Here is a 24,956-nt window from a genome sequence, read left to right on the forward strand (position 1 = left end):
TGCTTTCAGCAAAAACTACCGCTATTTGCTACCATAAACGAGAGAAGACAGGCTTGATTGTTTACCAAAGAAATCAGCGGAGAGCCTTCATGTTTCAAGCTTTTAAAATCCCAATACTGTTAATGGTCACATACAGTTTACTGATGGTGTTTGGCGGTCATTGGGTGTGGAGCACGAGCCATGAAAGTTTGTTAAATGATCATCAATCTAAGCTGGACCGCTTTTCTGTTCATATTTCAAGCCAATTGGATAAGTTCGCGCACATTCCCGAGCTGCTTTCAAAAGACAAAGAGCTGGTCGATGCCCTGCACTCTCCAAGTAACTCTGCGCAAATCGAACTCACTAATCGTTATCTAGAGCACGTAAACTCGGTGATTCAAGCATCCGACACCTACCTACTAGACAGTATCGGCACCACCATTGCAGCCAGTAACTGGAATCAACCGCGTTCTTTTATTCGTCGTAACTTTGCTTTCCGCCCCTACTTTCAAGAAGCGATTATTGGCAATGAAAATCAATATTTTGCGCTAGGTTCAACCTCTGGAAAGCGAGGCTATTATTATTCTTACCCCGTCTCCTATGCCGCCGAGATTATTGGCGTCATTGTCGTAAAGATGGATTTATCGCTGATTGAAGCAAGTTGGAAAGGCAAACAGAGTTTTTTTGTTGCTGACGATAAAGATCAAATTGTATTTATGTCGAGTAACCCTGAGTGGCTGTTCAAAAGCCTTCAGCCGCTAAGCGAAGTACAACACACTCGAATTCAAGAAAGCAGGCAGTATCTCGATACAAAAATAGAAAGCCTGCACTTCTCCGGCGATTTAGACAGTGCCACCAGTCGTATTGAGTCGCCACACAAACTCGTCCAAGAGCAGTTCTTTAGTTCTTCGCGTTTCCTAGCCGAACCAAGACTCACCATACGGGTATTTTCTCCAACCCACTTAGTTTGGTGGGACTTGGTTGCTTACCTTGTTGTTTTGAGCCTAATCTTTGCGATTATTTATCTAACAATGCAGCTCAACCACCATAGACAACAAAGACGAGCACAGATAGACAGGCTGCAATCCGAAGCCAAGCAAAAACTCGAATTTCAAGTGCTTGAACGTACATCGGAGTTACATGTTGAGATCAAACACCGTATCGAAACCGAGCATGTTCTGAGGCAAACCCAAGACGAGCTCATCCAAGCCGCCAAACTAGCAGTGCTAGGGCAGATGTCAGCGAGCATCAGTCACGAACTGAATAACCCGCTTGCCGCGATTCGCAGTTATGCCGACAACGGCCGATTGTTTCTTGCCAAAGAAAAAACCGATCGTGTCGATGACAATCTATCGCGAATCTCGGCACTCACTGATCGTATGGCGAAAATCAGCCACCAGCTTCGCTCGTTCGCCAAAAAATCTACTGCGGAAGAGCTACACACCTTACAAATACTCCCAGTTTTACATTCATCGAAAGAGCTGATGAAGCCACAACTCAAGAGCGAGCGAGTTAAGGTCAACGAACTCCCTGAGACCTTTGATGCTTGCGTGCTCGCCAACGCCATTCAACTGGAACAGGTGATCATTAACCTGCTGACCAACGCGATTCAGGCGGTGGAACAACAAGATGACAAACAATTAGCTATTCTGTTAGAGATTAGAGAGTCCGACCATCAACAGGCCAATACCTTGTTGATTCATGTCGATGATAACGGCCCCGGCTTCACCTCCCCTTCGAACGGAAACTTTTTTGAACCCTTTCATACCACCAAGAAAAACGGACTTGGACTTGGACTATCGATTTCTCAACAAATAATCAGCGGAATAAATGGCAAGCTCGTTACCGGTAGTAGCCCTCAAGGCGGTGCTCGATTCAGCATAGAGCTGCCCCTTGTTGAACAAGAACAGCAAGCAAAAACTCAGCAATAACCAGAATACAAAGAAGTAAAGGAATCACTATGTGTCACGTCTATTTCATTGATGATGAATCCGACCTAAGAATGGCGATAGAACAGAGCTTCGAGCTCGCCAACATTGATGCCGAATTCTTTCCCGACGCGGAGTCTGCTCTGCTCGCGATTCAAGAAAACGGCTTACCTCACGTGATCATCACTGATATCTGTTTACCGGGTCTATCCGGGCATGATCTGCTCAACACCGTAATGCACAAAGACAAAGAGATCCCTGTGATCATGATTACTGGTCACGGCGATATTTCAATGGCCGTTCAAGCCATCCAATACGGCGCCTATGACTTCATTGAAAAACCTTTCGCTAATGAACGCCTAGTCGAAACCACTAAGCGAGCGATAGAAAAACGTCAGCTCACCCTCGAGAACCTTGAGTTAAAACGTTCACTTAAAGCCAGCCAAGCACTTGGTCCAAGGATCATTGGTGACACGCAATCAATGACGGAGCTGCGGTCTATCATCACTCACGTTGCCGATACCAATGCCGACATATTGCTATTTGGCGAAACAGGCACTGGCAAAGAATTAGTTGCACGCTCTCTGCATGAACAAAGCAGCAGGCGAGAACAAAACTTCGTCGCAGTCAACTGCGGCGCAGTACCTGAAAATCTGATTGAGAGTGAACTGTATGGCCATGAGAAAGGGGCATTCACTGGCGCAGAAAGCAAACGTGTCGGTAAATTTGAATTTGCTCAGGGCGGAACTCTATTCTTAGATGAAATTGAGTCCATGCCAATGCAGGCACAAATTCGCCTGTTGCGCGTCTTGCAAGAACGCGTCATCGAAAGGGTTGGGTCTAATGGTTTAGTCCCTCTAGACATTCGAGTGATTGCGGCAACTAAAGTCGACCTAAAGAAAGCCGCTGAAGAAGGCACTTTCCGCCAAGACCTCTATTATCGACTCAATGTTGTGACCTTAGATTTACCGCCGTTAAGAAGCCGACAAGAAGATATCCCAGCACTCTTCCACCACTTCCTACTGGTCGCTGCGGCGCGTTATGGCAAGACTGCCCCTGCCCTTCCACAAAAGGAGCTGCACGCACTTTTGGCTCATGATTGGCCGGGAAATGTTCGAGAATTACGTAATACTGCAGAGCGTTTTGTACTTTTAGGTAAGCTTTCTCACTTATCAGACAGCGCCACTGAAACTACTCAAGAACTGTCTTTGGCAGAATTGGTATCTGACTTTGAAAAAAATACGTTGAAGCAGGCACTTATTGAATGCAATGGCAGTATAAAAGAGACCATGGAGAGGCTGCAATTACCGAGGAAAACCCTCTACGATAAGATGCAAAAGCACCAGCTAACGAAAGAATCTTATAAGGTAGAACCAAACTAAATTAGATTTGGGAGCAAGATCACCTATACTTATTTCGACAACAGGATGTTATGCAATAAATATAATAAGGAAGTGGTTATGGGTGAGAAAACAAAAGTGCCATCGATTACCGATACTTTCGAGATAGATGGTATTTTTTATGCTGACAATCATGTCGATCTACACACGCCAGAATTAGAGGCAAAACGCGCTTTGTATGAGCAGATAAAGCCTCATTCAAATCGTGGCAGAAATATAGATGAGGAGGTCTAGCGACCTCCTCATTTTTTATGGATTAAATTCCATGTCAGTGAATGACTCAAATAGCTACTTGGTTATGATCTCTGGTCCCATCAAGGTGGTTGGTAACCATGTTGATACCCAAGGTACGTAAGTGACGATAATCAGGAATAAGAACATCACCCCAACCCACGGCAATGCGGCTTTTACCACGTTCATCATCGACATCTTCGCGACACCTGCGGTCACAAACAAATTGAGCCCGACAGGCGGCGTTATCATCCCTATCTCCATGTTCACCACCATCATGATACCTAGGTGAATTGGGTCGATACCGAGCGCAATTGCAATTGGGAATACCAAAGGAGCAACGATGATCAGCAAGCCTGATGGCTCCATGAACTGCCCACCAATCAAGAGTAAAACGTTTACTACAATCAAAAAGGTGATCGGACCCAAGCCCGCAGATAGCATAGACTCAGTGATCATTTGAGGAATGCGTTCTTCGGTCAGTACATGCTTAAGAATCAGAGCATTGGCAATGATAAACAGCAGCATGATCGTCAGCTTGCCTGCATCGTAAAGTGTGTCTTTGGTGTCTTTATGGAAAAACGTTTGGAACACCTTAACCAAAGCAGGCTTTGTATTGTTCTTGTCAGCGAAAGGCCCCATATCTTTATAGATAAAGTTGGCAATGAAGAAGGCATACACCGCAGCCACTGCCGCCGCTTCTGTCGGAGTAAAGATGCCGCCGTAGATACCACCTAGAATGATGACAATCAGCAGCAAGCCCCAGCTCGCATCTTTCGCAGCTGCGAACATCTCGCCCCAGCCCACAAATGGCTGTGCCGGAATCTTCTTAATACGTGCTGCGATGTAGATAGCAATCATCAACATCACACCCGCCAGCAAACCAGGAATAACGCCACCTAAGAACATACGACCTACCGATACATCGGTCGCAGCCGCGTAAACCACCATCACGATGGACGGCGGAATCAAGATACCCAAAGTACCCGCGTTACAGATAACCCCTGCCGCGAACTCTTTTGAGTAACCGTTTTTGATCATACCTGCGATAACGATACTACCGATCGCCACTACCGTTGCAGGAGATGAACCAGAAAGGGCTGCGAACATCATACATGCCACAACCGACGCCATCGCCAAGCCGCCGCGGAACCAACCTACCATCGCGATAGCAAAACGGATAATACGTTTCGCCACGCCACCAGTAGACATGAAGCTAGAGGCCAAAATAAAGAAAGGAATCGCTAAGAGTGTGTAGTGGCCTGCAAATGCATTAAACAGCGTTTGTGCGACTGAAGCTAATGACGCATCTGAGTGCATCAATAAGAATATTACGCTCGATAAACCGAGGGAAATTGCAATTGGTACACCGACCAACATGAAAGCAATTACCATTAAAAATAGAAATAACATTGCCATGATTAGTCTTCCTTACCGTTAGATTTTGTACTCGACTCATTCGCTTTGTTCTGCGGAGTCGAATTCAATACCGCTGTTGCATCTTCGTCAGGGCCCGCTAGCACGTCTGCTTTCAGCGCATCCAGCTCTTCTTCGGCTTCGTGTCCTGCAATCATGCGGTCAAGCTTGCCTGTGACGACTTGGTAAGCAACTTGAGCAAAACGGAACGTTAGCATTGCCATACCAATCGGCAGCGCCATATAAGGAATAAAACGTGGCAGTTTCTCGTATCGCTCGCCTTCATTCAGCCAGTCAGCAAGAAACTGAAGCATCTCTGGCATTGGAATATCGTCGGTCTCGTACCATGCGCGATCGGTCGCGAATGGGTACCAATAATTCCAAGAACCGATAAGAAGTAAGATTGAAAATGCTAGGCAGCTTGTCACGGCGATGAGCGCATACACTTTGCGTAGCTTTTCTGGGGCAAGGTTGATGATCACATCAACACCAATGTGGAAGTGTTTTTTAACGCCATAAGATGCGCCCACTAACACCATCCAAGCAAACATGAACACGGTCAGTTCCAGTGCCCATAAGATGTTGTCATTGAATGCGTATCGAAATACCACGTTGGCAAAAGTAAGTAGCGTCATTGCGCCAAGGAAAAATGCGATTAGTGACTCTTCAATCACATCCGTAACTCTTCCGACTTTGGAAAAAAGAGAGGTTTCCAGTGCTGATTCGCTAGAATTTGGTTGTTCCATTTGAGGCTTTTCCATAATTGACTCCGCTTATAATTGTTTTAATAAGGAGTGACGAATACTCGCCACTCCCTTAGCGGTGTTATTGGTTTGAAGCTAACGCTGCATCGATAAGGTCTGAACCGATGTCTTTTTCAAACTTCTTCCATACTGGTTGAAGTGCAGCTACCCATGCTTCACGCTGTTCAGGCGTAAGTGTACGAACCTCACCACCCGCTTCGATGATGTTGTTTTTGTTCGCTAGGTTAACTTTTGAAGATTCTGCGTTACGCGTCTCAGACACTTCTTGAACGATAGTGCCAAGCTGTGTGCGTACATCTTCAGGTAGGTCTTTCCAGAAGTCGTTTGACGTTACAACTAGGTAATCCAAGATACCGTGATTAGTTTCGGTCACGCCGTCTTGTACTTCAAAGAACTTCTTACCGTAGATGTTTGACCATGTGTTCTCTTGACCATCGATAACTTTAGTTTGCAAGCCACCGTACACTTCTTTGAAAGACATCTTCTGTGGGTTAGCGCCTAGTTGTTCAAACTGAGCCACCAATACATCCGATGCTTGAACACGGAATTTCAAACCTTTTGCATCTTCAGGGCTGATAAGAGGTTTGTTCGCCGACATCTGTTTCATGCCATTGTGCCAAAACGCAAGACCTTGCAGGCCACGACGCTTCATCGCGTTCTTCAGCTTTTCACCAGATTCTGAGTTTTGGAAACGGTCAACGGCTTCTACGTCTTCAAATAGGAAAGGAAGGTCAAAAATGCGGTATTTCTTAGTGAACTTCTCAAATTTTGACAGCGATGGCGCCGCCATTTGAACATCACCATTTAACAGGGCTTCCAGTACCTTATTATCATCGTAAAGTGTTGAGTTAGGGAAAACTTGCATACAAGCTTTTCCATTCATTTCTGTGTTTACTCGCTCTTCCAGTAAAGAAGCGGCGATGCCTTTCGGGTGCTTATCGGTATTGGTTACATGACTGAATTTAATCACGATTTCACCAGGGTCACAGTTTGCAGCAGCATTAAAACTTGTGAGCGCCAGAGCAGATACAGACAGCAGGGTAAGAGGCTTAAACATTATTATTCTCCTTAGTAAACAAAGCAGCCCTTCAATGGGAACTGCGTGCTTTCACTAAGGCAATTAGCGCGCCACATTGACACAATCCATTAACAAGCCTTTAACCGCAAGGCTTCATCAGATCTGCCTGCAGTTGCCGCTAACTCGCTACAAAAATTAATGGGTGGAAAATGACACATAGAATATTTGTAAATGGGTGGAAGCTGACCAATGTAATAGTAATGAATGAGGTCTGACCAAAAGCCACATTACCGATGATGCCTTGAAGTAATTTCGACCTATCCTGTAGAGTGCTGCACAACTTAGCCAGATTTACTGTCCCACTACTTACCAAGAGTTGCTACCCATGAGTCAGATCTACCATCACCCAGTACAGATTTACTACGAAGATACCGATCACTCAGGTGTGGTTTATCACCCTAACTTTCTTAAATACTTTGAGCGTGCGCGCGAGCATGTGTTGGGCAGCGATAAACTGGCAGAGTTGTGGAATGAACATGGACTGGGGTTTGCGGTCTATAAAGCCAATATGACCTTTCAAGACGGCGTTGAGTTCGCAGAGATCTGCGATATCCGAACCTCTTTTGAGCTCGATGGCAAATACAAAACCTTATGGCGACAAGAGGTATGGCGTAAAGATGCAACCAAACCTGCCGTGATTGGTGATATCGAGATGGTTTGCCTAGATAAAGACAAACAACTTCAGCCTGTACCCGCAGAAGTATTAAAAGCGATGCTTGGCGAAACGAGCTAACTTCGTCTCACCAAACCAGCTTAAAAGAGATGAGACGACGAAAAGGTTCTCATCTCTAATTGCATTGGCAGACTCGCCCCACCAAGCGTAACAGCAAAGCGATACTTCTCATCCAACCTCCCCAAGCAACATTGCCAATCTGCAGAACTATCGGTTTGCTCAGTAACATCCAACCCAACTCCACTGTATATGCTGATTTCACCATGCAATCTAATTTCATCCTGCAAGTTTGGTTGAAAACCCGAAGCGTGAATTGACAATGTTTGCTCCGTCAGATTGGAAAATTCGAACGAAAAGCTTCGCAACGATGTGGCCAGCCCCTTGCCCGTCGCTTTGATGTACGACTCCTTCAGCGCCCAAAGATCGAAAAAACGCTCTCTCTGCAGCTCTTTACTAAGTTCAAGTAAATCCGCCAATTCTTTATCTGAAAAATAGTGCTTCATGATCGAGTCGATATTGGTCGAGCTTCTTGCATGTTCGATATCGACACCCAGTTGGACTGGCTTCCCTTCTCGTTGGCAAACTGCAATCAACAAATGTTCTTTGCTATGACTGATATTGAAGTTTAACCCCGTCATGAGTTGCTGTTCGGCGACTAAACTGGGCTTTCCTTTCTCGCCATATTCAAAGCACCACGCTTCGGGCATTAAATCAGAATAGCTAGACAACACCTTTCTTAGGTAGTTGCGAACATATAGGGCTTGAACTTGAGATGAGGGCATTCGATACCGCTCGACCTTCGCTATTTCATCAGCTGTGAGTGTCTGTTTGAGGTGTGACTTACTGCCTACATCATCACGCAAATTACTCAAAGAACATAGCCACAAATCAACGATTGGATTTTCCAATTTACTCACGCTCACTTCTTCAAACCACTTATCAAAAAACCATCAAAACGAACAAATTTAAGTCACCTATGTTTTGAGAGAAACATAGAGAATTTGGGCAGGAAACACCCTTCATATGCGGACTTAAAACTAATTTTTCAAATAATAACAAATTAAAACACAGATCACACTTAGCCTTACGGAACAGGCATCTATTAAATGTTACTTACAAAAATCTGACATAGATCTCACCAAGTCAAAAAATAGAGTATAAACACTAAAAAACTACTCATATCCATTAATTATCAATAAGTTAATTGCATTAAAAATACAAAAAACAAAAGTTCAGTAAAATCATCTGGTCTGAACAGTTCATAGTGGCCTCTGGGAGCATTGTATCGGCCACTCACCTCGGGTAGCCTGCTCAACCATTAAACAAATTCACACGTTTTTATTGCGGATACCTGCTTTGCATAAAGCAGTACTTTGGACAGGATTTAAATGGACATTAACCTCACATTCGAATACCCCCTTCACGCATGAAACACGTTCTCAACGTCTGCAAGTCAATGAACTTCGCACCCCCTATTTTAGTCAGGTGGCCAACTTTCGGCAGCCTTACTCTTCAGCTGCGTTTGCCCAAATCTGTTTCAGATTTATTTTCGATTCAATTAAAAGCGCAGCCTCAAAACACGACATCGCCCTCAGTGATTTCAAGTGGAGACTCATAATGAGCCAACCCGAAAAAAATACACCGGAATCAGTCGACGACACTCGACTTAATAAACGTCTTAAAGACATGCCTATTGCTATCGTTGGTATGGCAAGCATGTTTGCGAACTCTCGCTACCTAAACAAATTCTGGGATTTGATCAGCGAAAAGATCGATGCAATTACCGAAGTGCCTGATACACACTGGCGCCCAGAAGATTACTACGATTCAGATCGTACTACGCCAGACAAATCTTACTGTAAGCGCGGTGGCTTCATCCCAGAAGTTGACTTCAACCCTATGGAATTCGGCCTTCCGCCAAATATCCTAGAACTGACTGATACGTCACAGCTGCTATCTCTGATCGTGGCAAAAGAAGTACTTGAAGATGCGAAACTTCCTGAAGGTTACGATCGCGATAAGATCGGTATTACACTCGGTGTAGGCGGTGGTCAGAAGATCGCTCAAAGCTTGAATGCTCGTCTTCAATACCCTGTTTTGAAAAAAGTCTTCAAGAGCAGTGGCATCAACGACGAAGACAGCGAAATGCTGATCAAAAAATTCCAAGACCAATACATCCACTGGGAAGAGAACTCATTCCCTGGTTCATTAGGTAACGTAATTTCAGGTCGTATTGCTAACCGCTTTGACCTTGGTGGCATCAACTGTGTAGTAGATGCTGCGTGTGCAGGTTCTCTAGCCGCAATGCGCATGGCACTGAGCGAGCTGGTTGAAGGCCGCAGTGAAATGATGATCACTGGTGGTGTGTGTACTGATAACTCACCAACCATGTACATGAGCTTCTCTAAAACCCCAGCATTCACTACAAACGAAACCATTCAACCTTTCGACATCGATTCAAAAGGCATGATGATTGGTGAAGGCATCGGCATGGTTGCTCTTAAGCGCCTTGAAGATGCTGAACGTGACGGCGACAGAATCTACTCAGTGATTAAAGGTGTCGGTTCTTCTTCGGATGGTAAGTTCAAGAGTATTTACGCGCCTCGCCCTGAAGGACAAGCAAAAGCACTCAAACGTGCTTATGATGATGCAGGTTTCGCACCGCACACGCTTGGCCTACTAGAAGCGCACGGCACAGGTACTGCAGCAGGCGATGTTGCTGAATTTGGTGGCTTAAACTCGGTATTCAGTGAGAACAATGAAGAGAAGCAACACATTGCGTTAGGCTCTGTGAAATCTCAAATTGGTCACACTAAATCAACCGCGGGTACTGCAGGTTTAATCAAAGCTGCCTTAGCACTGCACCACAAAGTACTGCCGCCAACGATTAACGTATCGGCTCCGAATCCTAAACTGGATATCGAAAACTCGCCGTTCTACCTAAACACACAAACGCGCCCTTGGATGAAACGTGTCGACGGCACACCACGCCGTGCAGGTATCAGCTCATTCGGTTTTGGTGGCACTAACTTCCACGTGGTATTGGAAGAGTACACACCAGAGCACACTCGCGGTGACAAATACCGTCAACGCCAAGTGCCGCAAACTCTGTTATTCAGCGCAGAATCTCGTCAAGCACTGATCAATGAACTTAAACAGGTTTCAACTCAAACTGCAGATGCAGCGTTCAAACTGGAAGCGCTTGCTGAGCAACACGCTCTACGCGAAGTTGACGCTAAGCATGCTCGTCTTGGTTTAGTTGTAACTGACCAAGCAGACCTTCAAGCGCAACTGACTCAAGCGATTCCTATGCTTGAGAGCCAAACCAAAACACATTGGCAGATGCCAAACGGCACTAGCTACCGTGAATCGGCACTGATTGCTGGCAACGGCGCAGGTAAAGTGGCAGCGCTATTTGCAGGTCAAGGTTCGCAATATCTCAACATGGGTCGCGAGCTTGCTTGTCATTACCCTGAAATGCGCCAACAGCTTGCTCAAGCGGATCAAGTATTTGGTCAGCACAAGAAAACGGCTCTGTCGCAAATTCTGTTCCCAATTCCAACCTTCACACCAGAAGCAACCAAAGCTCAAGAAGCTGTGCTAACCAACACCGCCAATGCGCAAAGTGCGATTGGTACTGTGTCTATGGGTCAGTTCGACATCATGACTCAAGCTGGCTTCAAAGCAGACATGGTCGCAGGCCACAGCTTTGGTGAGCTAAGCGCACTATGTGCATCGGGTGTTATCTCGCAGGACGATTACTACCAGCTAGCTTTCGCTCGTGGCGATGCGATGGCTGCAACACCTGAACAAGGTGACAGCGGTACTATGTTTGCGGTCATCTTAGACGCAGACAAGCTTCCAGCCGTTGAAAGCTGCATCAGCCAATTTGAAGGCGTGAGCATTGCTAACTACAACGCCCCGACTCAACTGGTTATTGCAGGTCCAACAGCAACCGTTCAACAAGCAGCACAAGCGCTAACTGAACAAGGCTTCAAAGCGATTGCTCTGCCAGTGTCTGGTGCTTTCCACACACCGCTTGTTGCTCACGCTCAAAAACCATTTGCTTCTGCAATTGATAAAGCTTCATTCAGCGCTCCAACGCTGCCGCTTTACTCAAACGCAACGGGCAAACTGCACAGCAAAGACGCGAAAGCGATTAAGAAAGCATTCAAACAGCACATGCTGCAATCGGTTCGTTTCAGTGAGCAAATTGAAGCGATGTATGAAGCGGGTGCGCGTGTATTCGTTGAGTTCGGTCCTAAAAACATCCTTCAAAAGCTGGTTGAGAAAACATTGGCTGATAAGAACGAAGAGCTTTACGCAATCAGCATCAACCCAAGCCCTAAAGGCGACAGTGACCAACAGCTTCGCTTAGCTGCGGTTCAACTGTGCGTGGCAGGTGTTTCATTAGACAACATTGACCCTTACCAAGCTGACATTGCTGAACCTGCAAAGGCATCACCAATGAACATCAAGCTGAATGCAACCAACTACATCAGCCCTGCTACTCGTAAGAAAATGGATCAATCATTGGCTTCGGGCAACGTCACCGAAAAGACTGAGATTGTTGAAGTGAAAGTTGAAGTCGAGAAAATCGTGGAAAAAGAAGTGATTAAAACAGAAATCGTTGAAGTACCTGTCGCTGCTCCTCAAGCTTCAAATGTACAACAATCAGTTGCAGCACCAAGAGTACAAGTAGCAACAGCAACTCAGCAGCCTCAAGTAGCACAACCTGCACCAGCGACTATTCAACCAACAGCTTCAGTAACGGTTGATGAGTCTTCACTGCAATCATTCTTCAATGCTCAACAACAAGCAGCAGAAGTACATCAGCAGTTCCTTGCGATTCCTCAGCAATACGGTGACACGTTCAACACCCTAATGTCTGAGCAAGCGAAAATGGCAACGGCAGGCGTAGCAATTCCTGAGAACCTACAGCGTTCTATGGAAATGTTCCACCAGCACCAAGCTGAAACGCTAAAAGCTCACGCTCATTACCTAGAGATGCAAGCGCACAGCAACAACTCAGCACTTAACATGCTGACACAAGGTTCAGTACAAACGGTACAACCAACCTTCGTTGCTTCTGTAAATGCTCAGCCAGCGATTCAAGCTCCAACTACTCAAACTACTCAAACTACTCCAGCAGCTATCGTCCAACAGCCTGTAGCTCAAGTACAAGCGACTCCTTTACAAGCCGCGCCAGTTCAAGCTCAGTCTGTTCAAGTTACGCCAGTACAGAAAGCAGCTCCTGCACCACAAGTAGTGGCTCAAGCGGCAGCGCCTGTTGCAGCTCAGCCTGTGCCAGTTAAAGCACAACCAGCTCCTGTGGCTGCACCAGTAGCAGTACAATCAGCCGATGCTGAAAAAGTGATGCTAGAAGTAGTCGCTGAGAAAACAGGTTACCCAACGGAGATGCTTGATCTAGAAATGGACATGGAAGCAGACCTTGGTATCGACTCAATCAAGCGCGTAGAGATCCTTGGTACCGTTCAAGACGAAATGCCAAACCTACCTGAGCTGAACCCTGAAGATTTAGCTGAGTGTCGTACTCTTGGCGAAATCGTCGGCTACATGAACAGTAAAAGCATGAACAGCAAGATGCCAGCATCAGCGCCTGTTGCAGCACAGCCAAGCGCTACTGCTCCTGTTCAAGCCGCTAACGGTCTTGATGCGAAAATCGTTCAACAAACCATGCTAGAAGTGGTTGCTGAGAAAACAGGTTACCCAACGGAAATGCTTGATCTAGAAATGGATATGGAAGCAGACCTTGGCATCGACTCAATCAAACGTGTTGAGATTCTTGGTACGGTTCAAGATGAACTGCCTACTCTTCCAGAGCTAAACCCTGAAGACTTAGCTGAGTGTCGTACACTTGGCGAAATCGTTGCTTACATGAACAGCAAGCTTCCAGCTTCTGCTCCCGTGTCTTCACAGGCACCAATGGTTGCTCCGGCAACATCTAGCAATGGACTAGATGCGGCTGTCGTTCAGAAGACGATGTTAGAAGTGGTAGCAGAGAAGACGGGCTACCCGACTGAAATGCTAGATCTAGCAATGGATATGGAAGCCGACCTTGGTATCGATTCAATCAAGCGTGTTGAGATTCTTGGTACGGTTCAAGATGAACTACCGACTCTTCCAGAACTAAACCCTGAAGACTTAGCTGAATGTCGCACTCTAGGCGAAATCGTAGCCTACATGAACAGCAAGCTTCCAGCTTCTGCTCCAGTAGCAGCTCAAGCATCTGCGCCAGCAGTATCAAACGGTTTAAACGCAGAACAAGTTCAAAGCACAATGTTGAGCGTAGTAGCGGATAAAACGGGCTACCCAACAGAAATGCTCGACCTAGCAATGGACATGGAAGCTGACCTTGGCATCGACTCAATCAAACGTGTTGAGATCCTTGGTACGGTTCAAGACCAACTACCAACCTTGCCAGAGCTAAACCCTGAAGACCTAGCTGAGTGTCGTACTCTGGGTGAAATTGTAGACTACATGAACAGCAAGCTAGCTCCGAATTCGGAAGCAGCGACAGTAGCTCCTGCTCCAGAAGCCGCTGTAGAAAGCACGAGCAACGACCTAAACCCTGCTCACGTTCAATCAACTATGATGGAAGTGGTTGCCGACAAAACAGGCTACCCAGCAGAAATGCTCGACCTAGCGATGGACATGGAAGCTGACCTTGGTATCGATTCGATTAAACGCGTTGAGATCTTGGGTACGGTTCAAGACCAGCTACCAACGCTGCCAGAGCTAAACCCTGAAGACTTAGCTGAGTGTCGTACTCTTGGTGAAATCGTTACCTACATGCAAAGCAAGCTATCCGTTGCTGCACCTGTAGCGACTGCTAAAGCTGAATCAGTAACGCCTATCGCAGAAACAGCGACGGCGGAACTTCCTCCACACAATGAGGTAGCGCTAAAAAAGCTACCAGCGGCAGATAAACTCGTCGATTGTTTCTCAAAAGACGCTTGTGTCGTGATCACAGATGATGGTCACAACGCCGGTGTTCTAGCAGAAAAGTTGACCGCTAACGGCATTCAAGTTGCTGTAGTGCGTAGTGCTCTTTCTGCCGCGTCACCTTTAAACAGTGAAATCGCAAGCTACACACTCAACAGCGTCGATGATGCTGGTGTGACTGCAGTTATTAACGACATCGAAGCAGACCTTAAAACGTCGAACAAAGTGATTGCTGGCTTCATTCACCTACAAGCTATCGTTGATGCTAAACAAAGCAACGAGCAAGCGGTTAACTTGAATGCAGACTCAAGAGCTTCACTGACGACAGCGTTCTTATTCGCCAAGCACCTAAATGGCCAACTGAATGCCGTTTCTGGTCGTAGCGTGTTCTTCACACTAAGCCATATCGATGGTGGCTTTGGTTACCTAGATACTAAGCAATTAGCGAATGCAGAACTTAACCAAGCGGCTCTATCTGGTCTAACTAAGACACTGAGCCATGAATGGTCAAACGTATTCTGCCGTGCATTGGATGCTGACGCTTCTATTGATGCTCGTCACCTAGCTGAAGCTATCACAGGTGAACTGTTCGATATCGATACCAACACGGTTGAAATCGGCCTTAGCCATACGGAAAACGGTGAATCTGGTCGTGCAACACTGATTGCGACAACACCAGGCGCTGCACAAACTAAAAACACATGCGCTCAACTCACCAAGAGCGACAAAGTTCTCGTGACGGGTGGCGCTAAAGGCGTGACGTTTGAATGTGCACTGACGCTTGCTAAGCAATGTAAATCTCATTTCGTTCTTGCAGGTCGTAGTAAGCATATTACTTCAGTTGAGCTACCTCAGTGGGCACAAGGTAAGCAAGAGAAAGAGCTAAAACCAGCTGCTATCGCTCACCTACAAGCAACAGGTGACAAACCAACGCCGAAGAAAGTTGATGCCTTGCTAAAACCTGTATTGAGCAGCCTTGAAATCAACGCAGCACTTGCCGCTTTCAATGAGATCGGCGCGAGCGCTGAATACCTAAGCCTAGATGTATCGAACCATGAGTCAGTAGCAAAAACACTGGCAAACTTCGAAGGCATCACAGGTCTTATCCACGGTGCAGGTGTACTGGCTGACAAGCATATTCAAGACAAAACGCTTGATGAACTGAACATGGTTTACGGCACCAAAGTGGGCGGACTAGAAGCGGTTCTTGGTGGTCTTGATAGCAGCAAGCTAAAACTGATTGCGATGTTCTCTTCGGCGGCGGGTTTCTACGGAAACACAGGCCAAAGCGATTACTCAATGTCCAACGAGATCCTGAACAAAGCGGCTCTACAGCTGTCTGCTCGTAACCCTCAAGCGAAAGTGATGAGCTTCAACTGGGGACCGTGGGACGGTGGCATGGTCAACGCAGCACTGAAACGTATGTTTACAGAGCGCGGTGTGTACGTAATTCCTCTTCAGGCGGGTGCAGAGCTATTTAGTTCTCAACTACTGAACGAAACTGGCATTCAACTGCTGGTTGGTACGAGCATGCAAGGTTCTGACAACAAGGAAGCTGCTGTAAAAAAGCTTAATGCGGAGTCTGTGCACCTTGCAGAGAGTCCGCTGAATACAAGCATTACTGTGACACGTCATCTTGATCCAAAGGCATTGCCTTTCATTCAAGATCACTGCATTGCCGGTAACCCAGTGTTACCGACAGTGTGTGCTATCCAATGGATGCGTGAAATAGCAGAGCAACTGTTAGGGGTGAACGTTAGCGTTCACAACTATAAACTGCTTAAGGGTGTGATTTTTGATACTGATGAAGTGCAAGAGCTAACGCTTGTCTTGTCTTCAGACGCTAAATCAAAAGATCAGCTAAAAGCAGTAATCAGCTGCCAAGGGCGACCACAGTATCAAGCTCAGTTGCAAGTTGCCTCTGTGCAAGTGTCTGAAGATGTTCAACAAGCGTCGACAAAACGCTTTGAAGCTAACTCTTCAACACCAGTAACAACTGCACAAGCTCTATACAGCGACGGCACTCTGTTTCACGGACCAAGACTGCAAGGTATTACCTCAGTTGAACGCTTTGACGACTTAGGCTTACTGGCTCAGTGCCAATTGCCTCAGATTGAAAACAGCGACTGCGGATCATTTATTCCTAAGCAAGGTTTTGGCGATAGCCAGCCATTTGCTGAAGATTATCTGTTGCAAGCCATGTTGGTATGGGCTCGATTGAAATACGGCGCGGCAAGCCTACCGTCTGCAATCGGTGAGTTTGTTTGTTACGCACCGATGCACAATGGTGACCAAGGTTGGCTAGAGCTGAGCGTGATAAAAAGCACGGCTCGTTCGCTGCAAGCTGATATCTCGCTTTACCACCAAGATGGTCGTTTAAGCGCGGTAATGAAAGGTGCAAAAGTCACCATCAGCAAGAGCTTAAATGACGCATTTTTGCCGAAATCTAGCTCAGCAGTATCGAAGAAAGAGGCGACTAAGAACGCAGAAAAGGAGCAATTGTCATAGTGACTGTTCCTACTAATAAAGCGATGCCATTGCGCATCGCTCTTTTAGCTCAGCCAGAAAACGCGGCTGAGCTTTCTGCCGACTTATTCCCCTCGTTCCCAGAGATGATAACTGTTGTGGTTGATGGCAATTTTAATCAAGCACTTGCTCAAGCAATTGAGGCAGTCAATCAAGATAGTGTTGTTAAGCTTTGTTTGGATCATCACTCACCATCACTGTTGATGTTGAGTGCGCTGAATGCTGCTCAAAACAAGATTCATCCACACGCTTATCTAGCGAGTTTTGCAGATGCAGCTACCGAAGATAGCATTCAGCTAGCTCTGGATATTGCGCGCCGCCCCGCGACAGATTTAAGCCATCAACAACAATATTCTGCACTTTCTGCTTCGCAGCAGTTTGATGAATTTTTGAATATGGTTAATGCGATATCGAGCCGTTCATTGCCGAGCGATTCATTACCTAACCATTACTGGTTCACGGAGCCGAACAAAGCACGTGTTGCTGCGTTAACCTTCAGCGAAGAAAACCAGAAATCCACCAGCCTGATATTGACTCAAGCGACCGGTTTGCAAGAACCAAAGCCACTGCTATCGAGCGAGCGTTTGATGTTTGTGGTTTCTGGCTACGACCAAGCCGAATTGGTTTCTCAGTTAACCTCGTTAAGAGTGGAGCTTCAATGCGTTAACGAAGCGGCAGACAGCGAACTTGCTATCGCCACCCTGATGCATTCAAACCTAAGTCACTTCCAAAGCATTCAGCACAATGCTGGCCGTGGCGCGAACATCGTGATTCAAGCCGCTTCAATTGAAGCTGCAATACAAGAGATCACAGCGCTAGAAAATGCGTTGCCAAAAGTAATGGCTGACAATAGCCACTACAAAACGCCAGCAGGCAGTTGTTTCTCACCGATGCCTCAAAGCAAAGGTGGTGTTGCATTTGTTTACCCTGGTGTTGGCACGGTTTATCCCGGTATGTTGCGCGAGTTTCACCACCATTTCCCACAGTTATTTGCTCGTTTAGAACGTGAAGGTAACTTGAAAGAGATGCTGCAGGCTGACAAAACCTATGCTGAAGACGCGCAAGAAATGTCGCTCAGTGAACTGGCAATTGCAGGTGTGGGCAGTAGTTATCTGTTAACACAACTGCTGTGTGATGAATTCAAAGTGCAGCCAGACTTCGCTTTGGGTTACTCCAAGGGTGAAGCTTCCATGTGGGCTAGCTTGAATGTTTGGAAAAACCCACATGCGCTGATTGAGATGACTCAAACCAGTCCTATCTTCACCACGGCTATTTCTGGTGAGCTCACCGCAGTACGTCAAGATTGGCAGCTGAACGAAGACGAAAGCATCCAATGGAATAGCTTTGTAGTTCGCAGTGATGCGCAAGCGATTGAGGCTCTGTTGCCAGAATTCCCACGCGCTTATCTTGCCATTATCCAAGGTGACACCTGCGTACTGGCAGGTTGTGAAAGCACCTGTCGTGCACTACTCAAAAAACTAGGTAAACGTGGCATTGCCGCGAACCGTGTGACTGCCATGCACACCACACCAGCATTGAGCCAACATAGCCAAGTGCGTGAGTTTTACACGCAACCACTGTTCGACGAATTGCCAAAACATATCCGCTTTATCAGCGCAGCAGGTCTACCGACGGGCGCACCAGTCAATATAGACAGCGACAGCATCGCCCTTTCGATTGCCGACACTTTCTGTTCGACGCTGGATTTCACCGCGTTGATCCAAAGTGCACGTCAACAAGGTGCGCGTCTGTTTGTCGAAGTGGGTGCCGATCGTCAAACCAGCACATTGATCGACAAGATCAATCGTAGCGACAACGTAGCAGACCAATACTGCACAATCGCTTCCAATGCCAAAGGCGGTGACGATGTTGTCACGCTCATCAAATGCATTGGTCAGCTCATTACTCATCAAATCCCATTGTCTGTCGAGCCTCTTATCCAAGGGCTAGAACAACAGATCACCGCAGCTAAGCAATTAAGCGGTTTGTCTCAAGGCAGCGCAGTGAATCATCAAGGAGAGCTAGTATGAGTTCTCAATCGAACCAGTATCAGGCTCAAACTAAGAATAAGCAGCAAGTGAAGTGCAATAAGATCGCGATTGTCGGTATTGCTAACCAATACCCAGAAGCTGATACGCCAAAAGACTTTTGGCAAAACTTGCTGAATAAAAAAGATTCTCGAACCACATTAAGCGCTGAAAAATTAGGTGCTGAACCTGAAAGCTATCAGGGCGTGCAAGGTGAGTCAGACCGCTTTTACTGTGATAAAGGCGGCTACATCGAAAACTTCAATTTCGACAGCAATGGCTACCGCTTGACAGCAGAATCATTCAACGGTGTTGACCAGAGCTTCCTATGGGCTTTGGATACCAGTCGTAAGGCGTTAGTTGACGCCGGCATTGATCTGAATGCCGATGTTTTAGAGCGTACAGGCGTGATCATGGGTGCCCTTTCGTTCCCAACCACACGCTCGAACGACCTGTTTCTGCCGATGTATCACTCGGTCGTCGAAAAGGCACTACAAGCTAAATTGGCTAATGACCAGTTTTCACTGCTACCAACCAATGAAACCGCGCAAGACCTTAATCCGATCAATGGTGCTGCAGCACACAACGCCTCGAAGTTAGTGGCTGATGCGCTAGGTTTAGGCAACGTGCAACTTAGCCTAGATGCGGCATGTGCAAGCTCAGTGTATTCATTGAAGTTAGCGTGTGATTACTTGAACACAGGCAAAGCCGACATGATGTTGGCAGGTGCGGTATCAGGTGCTGACCCATTCTTTATCAACATGGGTTTTTCTATCTTCCACGCTTACCCTGATCACGGTGTATCGGTTCCGTTTGATAGCAACAGTAAAGGTCTGTTTGCTGGCGAAGGTGCCGGTGTGTTAGTCCTAAAACGCTTAGCTGATGCAGAACGTGATGGCGACAATATCTATGCAGTTGTCAGCGGTATTGGCTTGTCGAACGATGGCCGTGGCCAGTTCGTATTAAGCCCAAACAGCAAAGGACAAGTGCAAGCCTTTGAACGCGCATACGAAGCATCAAACCTAACACCAGACAGCATTGAAGTGATTGAGTGTCACGCAACCGGCACGCCATTAGGTGACAAGGTTGAGTTAACCTCAATGGAGCGTTTCTTTGCTGACAAATTGAATGGTTCTAACCCGCCATTGATTGGCTCTGCGAAGTCAAACCTCGGCCACTTACTGACTGCTGCGGGTATGCCGGGGATCATGAAGATGATCTTTGCGATGAAAGAAGGCGTGCTTCCTCCAAGTATTAATTTGGACAAGCCACTGTCTTCACCAAAAGGTTTATTTGGTTCACAGACCCTACCAACACAGGTTCAACCTTGGCCAAGTAAAACGGGCAACCAAGAGCGCTGTGCGGGTGTTTCTGTATTTGGTTTCGGTGGTTGTAATGCTCACTTACTGCTTGAAGCGTATTCAGACACCAGTCATGCAAACCAGACTCTAGAGTCAGCGTCTCCAAGCCTACAGCCGTCTAATTTAAGCATTACTGGCCTCGCGTCTCACTTCGGTTCTCTGCAAAGCATCAATGCGCTAAGCACTGCGATTGAAACCAACAACGATGCTTTCATTGCTTTGCCTAAGAAACGCTGGAAAGGCTTAGACCAACATCCAGAACTACTGAATCAGTTTGGTTTACACGGTATTCCAAATGGCGCGTACATCGATCAATTCGATCTCGATTTCCTACGTTTTAAAGTGCCGCCAAACGAAGATGACCGTTTGATCTCTCAGCAGTTGCTACTGATGAAAGTTGCAGACGAAGCCATCAAAGATGCCAAGCTTGTAGCAGGCCAAAAGGTTGCAGTACTCGTTGCGATGGAAACAGAGCTTGAGATGCACCAATTCCGTGGACGCGTAAACCTGCATAGCCAATTGGCTGACAGCTTTGCCAACATGGGTATCGAACTAACTCAAGACGAATACCAAGCGCTAGAAACCATCGCGATGGACAGTGTGATGGACGCAGCCAAGCTGAACCAATACACCAGTTTCATCGGCAACATCATGGCTTCGCGTATCTCTTCATTGTGGGACTTTAACGGCCCTGCCTTTACGATTTCAGCCGCTGAACAGTCAGTTGCTCGTTGTATCGATGTCGCACAAAACCTCATGTCGCAAGAATCCATGGACGCCGTCGTGATTGCAGCCGTCGACCTAAGCGGCAGTGCGGAACATGTGATTCTCAAGAACAGCGTGAGCCCAGTGTCACTTTCTCCAAAATTCGGCCAACCGCAAGACGGCAATTGGAATGTCGGCGAAGGCGCAGGTGCAATTGTTCTTGTTGAAGAGAGTCAAGTAGCGAGCAACCAAGATACGGCTTACGGCAGCATCAACGCCTTGGCCTTTGGCTCAAGCGAGCATAACAATGCCGTTGCTGACGAGTTACTGACTCAAGTCGGTATGAGTTCGAACGATGTTTCTCTGCTTGAGCTTAACCATGCATCAGAGTCTTTGTCACAAGAGCAAACACCTATCAATCTAGGAAGCAGCACTAAGACAATTCAAGCGAGTCAACGTGTTGGTCATTGCTCTGCTGCTTCTGGCATGGCAAGCCTGCTACACGGTCTGCTCAACCTGAACCTTGAGTCTCTGAATCCAAATGTCAGCTCTAAGAGCGCGATTGTTGCCAACATCAGCGAAGGACAATGCTCACAGCTGCTACTAAGCCAATCGAGTGTTGAATCTCAATCACTTTCTGTTCGTTTAAGCAATGAACTGGCGAGCGATGCTAAACGTCAATTGGTTAAGCAAGTGACTCTTGGTGGTCGCGATATCTATCAACATATTGCCCAAACCCCAGTAACCAACTTAGCAACGATTCAACAGAAAGCTTCTGGTAAACAAGCAGCAAGAGTCGCGTCGGTTCCAACGACAGCAAGCATTCAAGCAGCTCTTGTGCAAAAAGAGTTAGAGAAGAAAGCATTAGCGCAGAACGCGGTAGAGCCAGTCATCGAAACTCCTACATCAGTATCCCCTACTCTGGCGCCAACTCGCCACAGTCAGCTAACAGGTAACCACAGCAATATGACTCATGTCCTATCCGCTAAAAATGGCGTATCGAATATCGACGCTAATACGGATGCAGCATCACAACCATCTGTAGCACCACACAACCAAGCCTTTGCTCAAAACCAGCAGGCGGCGCAGCAAGTACACAAAGCATTCCTGCACACTCGTGCCCAAGGCATGCAAATGGCTGATGCACTATTGAAAGCACAGTTAAACGCAATTACGTCTGGTTTAGATAGCTCAAGTTTAGAGAACAATGCCATTTCTCAACAAACGAATGGTCAGCAAACATCAGCTCAGCCTGTTCAAGCTCAACCGGCTCAGGTTCAGTCAGTGCCAGTAAACGTACTTGCGACGCCAGCACCAGTAAAACCTATCCGTAAGCCATGCATCTGGGATTACGATGATCTGGTTGAATACGCGGAAGGCGATATTGCGAACGTATTTGGCCCTGATTACGCGATCATTGATAGCTACTCGCGCCGCGTTCGCTTGCCAACCACCGACTACCTATTGGTATCTCGTGTCACTAAGCTCAACGCGACCGTTAACGAGTACAAGCCAAGTACCATGACTACAGAATACGACATCCCAGTTGATGCGCCGTATCTTGTTGATGGTCAAATCCCTTGGGCAGTGGCGGTAGAATCAGGTCAGTGTGACCTCATGCTGATCAGCTACTTAGGCATTGATTTCGAAAACAAAGGCGAACGTGTTTATCGCCTGCTTGATTGTACGCTGACCTTCCTTGGCGACTTGCCTCGTGGTGGCGATACGCTGCGTTACGACATCTCAATCAACAGCTTTGCTCGCAATGGCGACACGCTACTGTTCTTCTTCTCGTACGAATGTTTCGTTGGCGACAAGATGATCCTGAAAATGGATAACGGTTGTGCAGGCTTCTTCACTGACGAAGAGCTGGCTGACGGCAAAGGTGTTATTCACACTGAAGACGAAATCAAGGCTCGTAAACTTGCAACTAAGCAACGCTTCGACCCTATGCTGCACTGCCCTAAAACGCAGTTTAACCACCAAGAATTACGTCATCTACTGACTGCTAACATTGCAGAATGTTTTGGCCCGACTCACCAATCTATTCGCCACCAGCCTTCTTTGTGCTTCAGCTCAGAGAAGTTCATGATGATCGAAAAGGTTAGCCGTGTTGAACCGCAAGGCGGCACATGGGGACTTGGTCTGATTGAAGGTCACAAGCAGCTAGAGCCTGAGCACTGGTACTTCCCTTGTCACTTCAAAGATGACTCAGTAATGGCTGGCTCTTTGATGGCAGAAGGTTGTGGTCAACTGCTTCAGTTCTTCATGATGCACCTTGGCATGCACACACTTGTTCAAAATGGTCGTTTCCAACCGCTTGAAAATGCCCCTCAACAAGTACGCTGTCGTGGTCAAGTTCTACCACAATCGGCAGAACTGACTTACCGCATGGAAGTGACCGAGATTGGTCTAAGCCCTCGCCCATACGCGAAAGCTAACATCGATATTTTACTGAATGGCAAAGTGATTGTTGATTTCCAAAACTTGGGTGTGATGATCAAAGAAGATGACGAATGTACTCGTTACCTACCTTCTCTAGAAACAGCTGTCGCAACCCCTGTTATCGAAAGCTTGGACCATAAAAGCTTGGGCCATACACCAGCAGTGAACCAACAAGCTTCAGCAAATGCGCCACTGATGGCGCAAATTGAAGACCTAGCAACTGCGCCAAATAAAGGCGTGATTCCTCTTCAACATGTTGAAGCTCCGGTAACGCCTGATTACCCGAACCGCACACCCGATACGGTTCCATTCACGCCATATCACATGTTCGAATTCGCGACTGGCGACATCGAAAAATGTTTCGGCCCTGATTTCTCTATCTACCGTGGGATGATTCCACCACGTACTCCGTGTGGCGACTTGCAGTTAACCACTCGTGTCGTTGAGATCGACGGCAAGCGTGGCGACTTCAAGAAACCTTCATCGTGTATCGCTGAATACGAAGTGCCAGAAAATGCATGGTACTTTGATGAGAACAGCCACCATACCTTGATGCCTTACTCGGTGTTGATGGAGATTTCACTGCAGCCAAACGGCTTCATCTCTGGCTACATGGGCACCACACTAGGCTTCCCAGGTGAAGAACTGTTTTTCCGTAACCTAGACGGCAGCGGCAAAATGCTGCGTAACGTCGACTTGCGTGGCAAAACGATCACCAACGATTCTCGCCTGCTTTCAACCGTAATGATGGGTACAAACATCGTACAGAGCTTTAGCTTCGAACTGAGCACTGACGGCGTGCCATTCTACGAAGGTACAGCGGTATTTGGTTACTTCAAAGGCGCAGCACTGAAAGACCAACTGGGTTTGGACAACGGTAAGGTGACTCATCCTTGGCACGTTGATAACAACCGCACGCCGGATGTAAACATCAACCTGCTAGACAAAACGACGCGTTACTTCAATGCACCTGTCTCGTCTACTGGTGAAGTACAAGAGCACTACAAATTGGCCGGCGGTCGTTTGAACTTTATCGATACCGTGCAGATCACTAGCGATGGTGGTAAAGACGGTCTTGGTTACCTATACGCTGAGCGTACGATTGACCCAAGTGATTGGTTCTTCCAATTCCACTTCCATCAAGATCCTGTAATGCCAGGTTCTCTAGGTGTCGAAGCGATCATCGAGCTGATGCAAACCTATGCGCTAAACAAAGATCTTGGCGCTGACTTCCGCAATCCAAAGTTCGGTCAAATCCAATCTGAAGTGAAATGGAAATACCGTGGTCAGATTAACCCTCTGAACAAACAGATGTCTCTCGATGTACATATCACAGCGGTTAAAGACGAAGACGGCAAACGCACCATCGTTGGTGACGCAAACCTGAGCAAAGATGGTCTGCGTATTTACGAAGTGAAAGACATCGCCATTTGTATCGAAGAAGCATAAGCCTGACA

General features: G+C 46.9%; 11 protein-coding genes. 7 read left to right on the forward strand and 4 right to left on the reverse strand.

Annotation, left to right across the window (positions count from 1 at the left end; genetic code table 11):
• The first annotated feature begins 89 nt into the window (after positions 1-89).
• From AB4185_RS07060 to AB4185_RS07070, 3 genes are all read left to right on the forward strand, one after another.
• A complete protein-coding gene (locus AB4185_RS07060) occupies positions 90-1,910 on the forward strand; it encodes an ATP-binding protein (RefSeq protein WP_102429105.1) in 1,821 nt (606 codons plus the stop codon).
• Between the two features lie 29 nt (positions 1,911-1,939).
• Positions 1,940-3,289, forward strand: a complete 1,350-nt coding sequence (locus AB4185_RS07065; protein ID WP_102429104.1) for a sigma-54 dependent transcriptional regulator — start codon at positions 1,940-1,942, stop codon at positions 3,287-3,289.
• A 78-nt stretch (positions 3,290-3,367) separates the two neighbouring features.
• Positions 3,368-3,541: a hypothetical protein gene (locus AB4185_RS07070; RefSeq protein ID WP_017060624.1), complete on the forward strand. Its 174-nt coding sequence runs from the start codon at positions 3,368-3,370 to the stop codon at positions 3,539-3,541.
• 54 nt (positions 3,542-3,595) lie between these two features.
• Here AB4185_RS07070 and AB4185_RS07075 read toward each other — a convergent pair whose 3' ends face one another.
• The 3 genes from AB4185_RS07075 to AB4185_RS07085 all read right to left on the reverse strand — a co-directional run bounded on the left by AB4185_RS07075 (position 3,596) and on the right by AB4185_RS07085 (position 6,775).
• Entirely contained in the window at positions 3,596-4,957 is a 1,362-nt protein-coding gene (locus tag AB4185_RS07075) for a TRAP transporter large permease (protein ID WP_017060625.1), read from the reverse strand.
• 2 nt (positions 4,958-4,959) lie between these two features.
• Positions 4,960-5,715, reverse strand: a complete 756-nt coding sequence (locus AB4185_RS07080) for a TRAP transporter small permease (RefSeq protein WP_029235189.1) — start codon at positions 5,713-5,715, stop codon at positions 4,960-4,962.
• A 64-nt stretch (positions 5,716-5,779) separates the two neighbouring features.
• Entirely contained in the window at positions 5,780-6,775 is a 996-nt protein-coding gene (locus AB4185_RS07085; RefSeq protein ID WP_016788636.1) for a TRAP transporter substrate-binding protein, read from the reverse strand.
• 346 nt (positions 6,776-7,121) lie between these two features.
• Here AB4185_RS07085 and AB4185_RS07090 point away from each other — a divergent pair, with 346 nt between their 5' ends.
• Complete coding sequence (locus tag AB4185_RS07090; RefSeq protein ID WP_004736070.1) at positions 7,122-7,529, forward strand: thioesterase family protein; 408 nt, start codon at positions 7,122-7,124, stop codon at positions 7,527-7,529.
• Between the two features lie 20 nt (positions 7,530-7,549).
• Here the strand turns inward: AB4185_RS07090 and AB4185_RS07095 are convergent, their stop codons facing one another.
• Positions 7,550-8,377 carry a 4'-phosphopantetheinyl transferase superfamily protein gene (locus AB4185_RS07095; protein ID WP_108180581.1) on the reverse strand — a complete coding sequence of 276 codons (828 nt, stop codon included), beginning with the start codon at positions 8,375-8,377 and terminating at the stop codon, positions 7,550-7,552.
• Between the two features lie 709 nt (positions 8,378-9,086).
• Between AB4185_RS07095 and AB4185_RS07100 the strand changes: the two genes are divergently transcribed.
• The 3 genes from AB4185_RS07100 to AB4185_RS07110 are packed head-to-tail and all read left to right on the forward strand — an operon-like array spanning position 9,087 to position 24,948.
• Positions 9,087-16,943: a phosphopantetheine-binding protein gene (locus AB4185_RS07100; protein WP_372135219.1), complete on the forward strand. Its 7,857-nt coding sequence runs from the start codon at positions 9,087-9,089 to the stop codon at positions 16,941-16,943.
• Complete coding sequence (locus AB4185_RS07105; RefSeq protein ID WP_372135221.1) at positions 16,943-18,991, forward strand: PfaB family protein; 2,049 nt, start codon at positions 16,943-16,945, stop codon at positions 18,989-18,991. The genes AB4185_RS07100 and AB4185_RS07105 overlap by 1 nt, the downstream gene beginning before the upstream one ends.
• Positions 18,988-24,948, forward strand: coding sequence for a beta-ketoacyl synthase N-terminal-like domain-containing protein (locus AB4185_RS07110; RefSeq protein WP_372135223.1), 5,961 nt, complete (start codon positions 18,988-18,990; stop codon positions 24,946-24,948). Before AB4185_RS07105 ends, AB4185_RS07110 begins: the two co-directional genes overlap by 4 nt.
• The last annotated feature ends 8 nt before the right edge of the window (positions 24,949-24,956 follow it).

It is taken from the genome of Vibrio sp. 10N.286.48.F5 (assembly GCF_041469785.1).
Classification (GTDB): Bacteria; Pseudomonadota; Gammaproteobacteria; order Enterobacterales; family Vibrionaceae; genus Vibrio; species Vibrio crassostreae_C.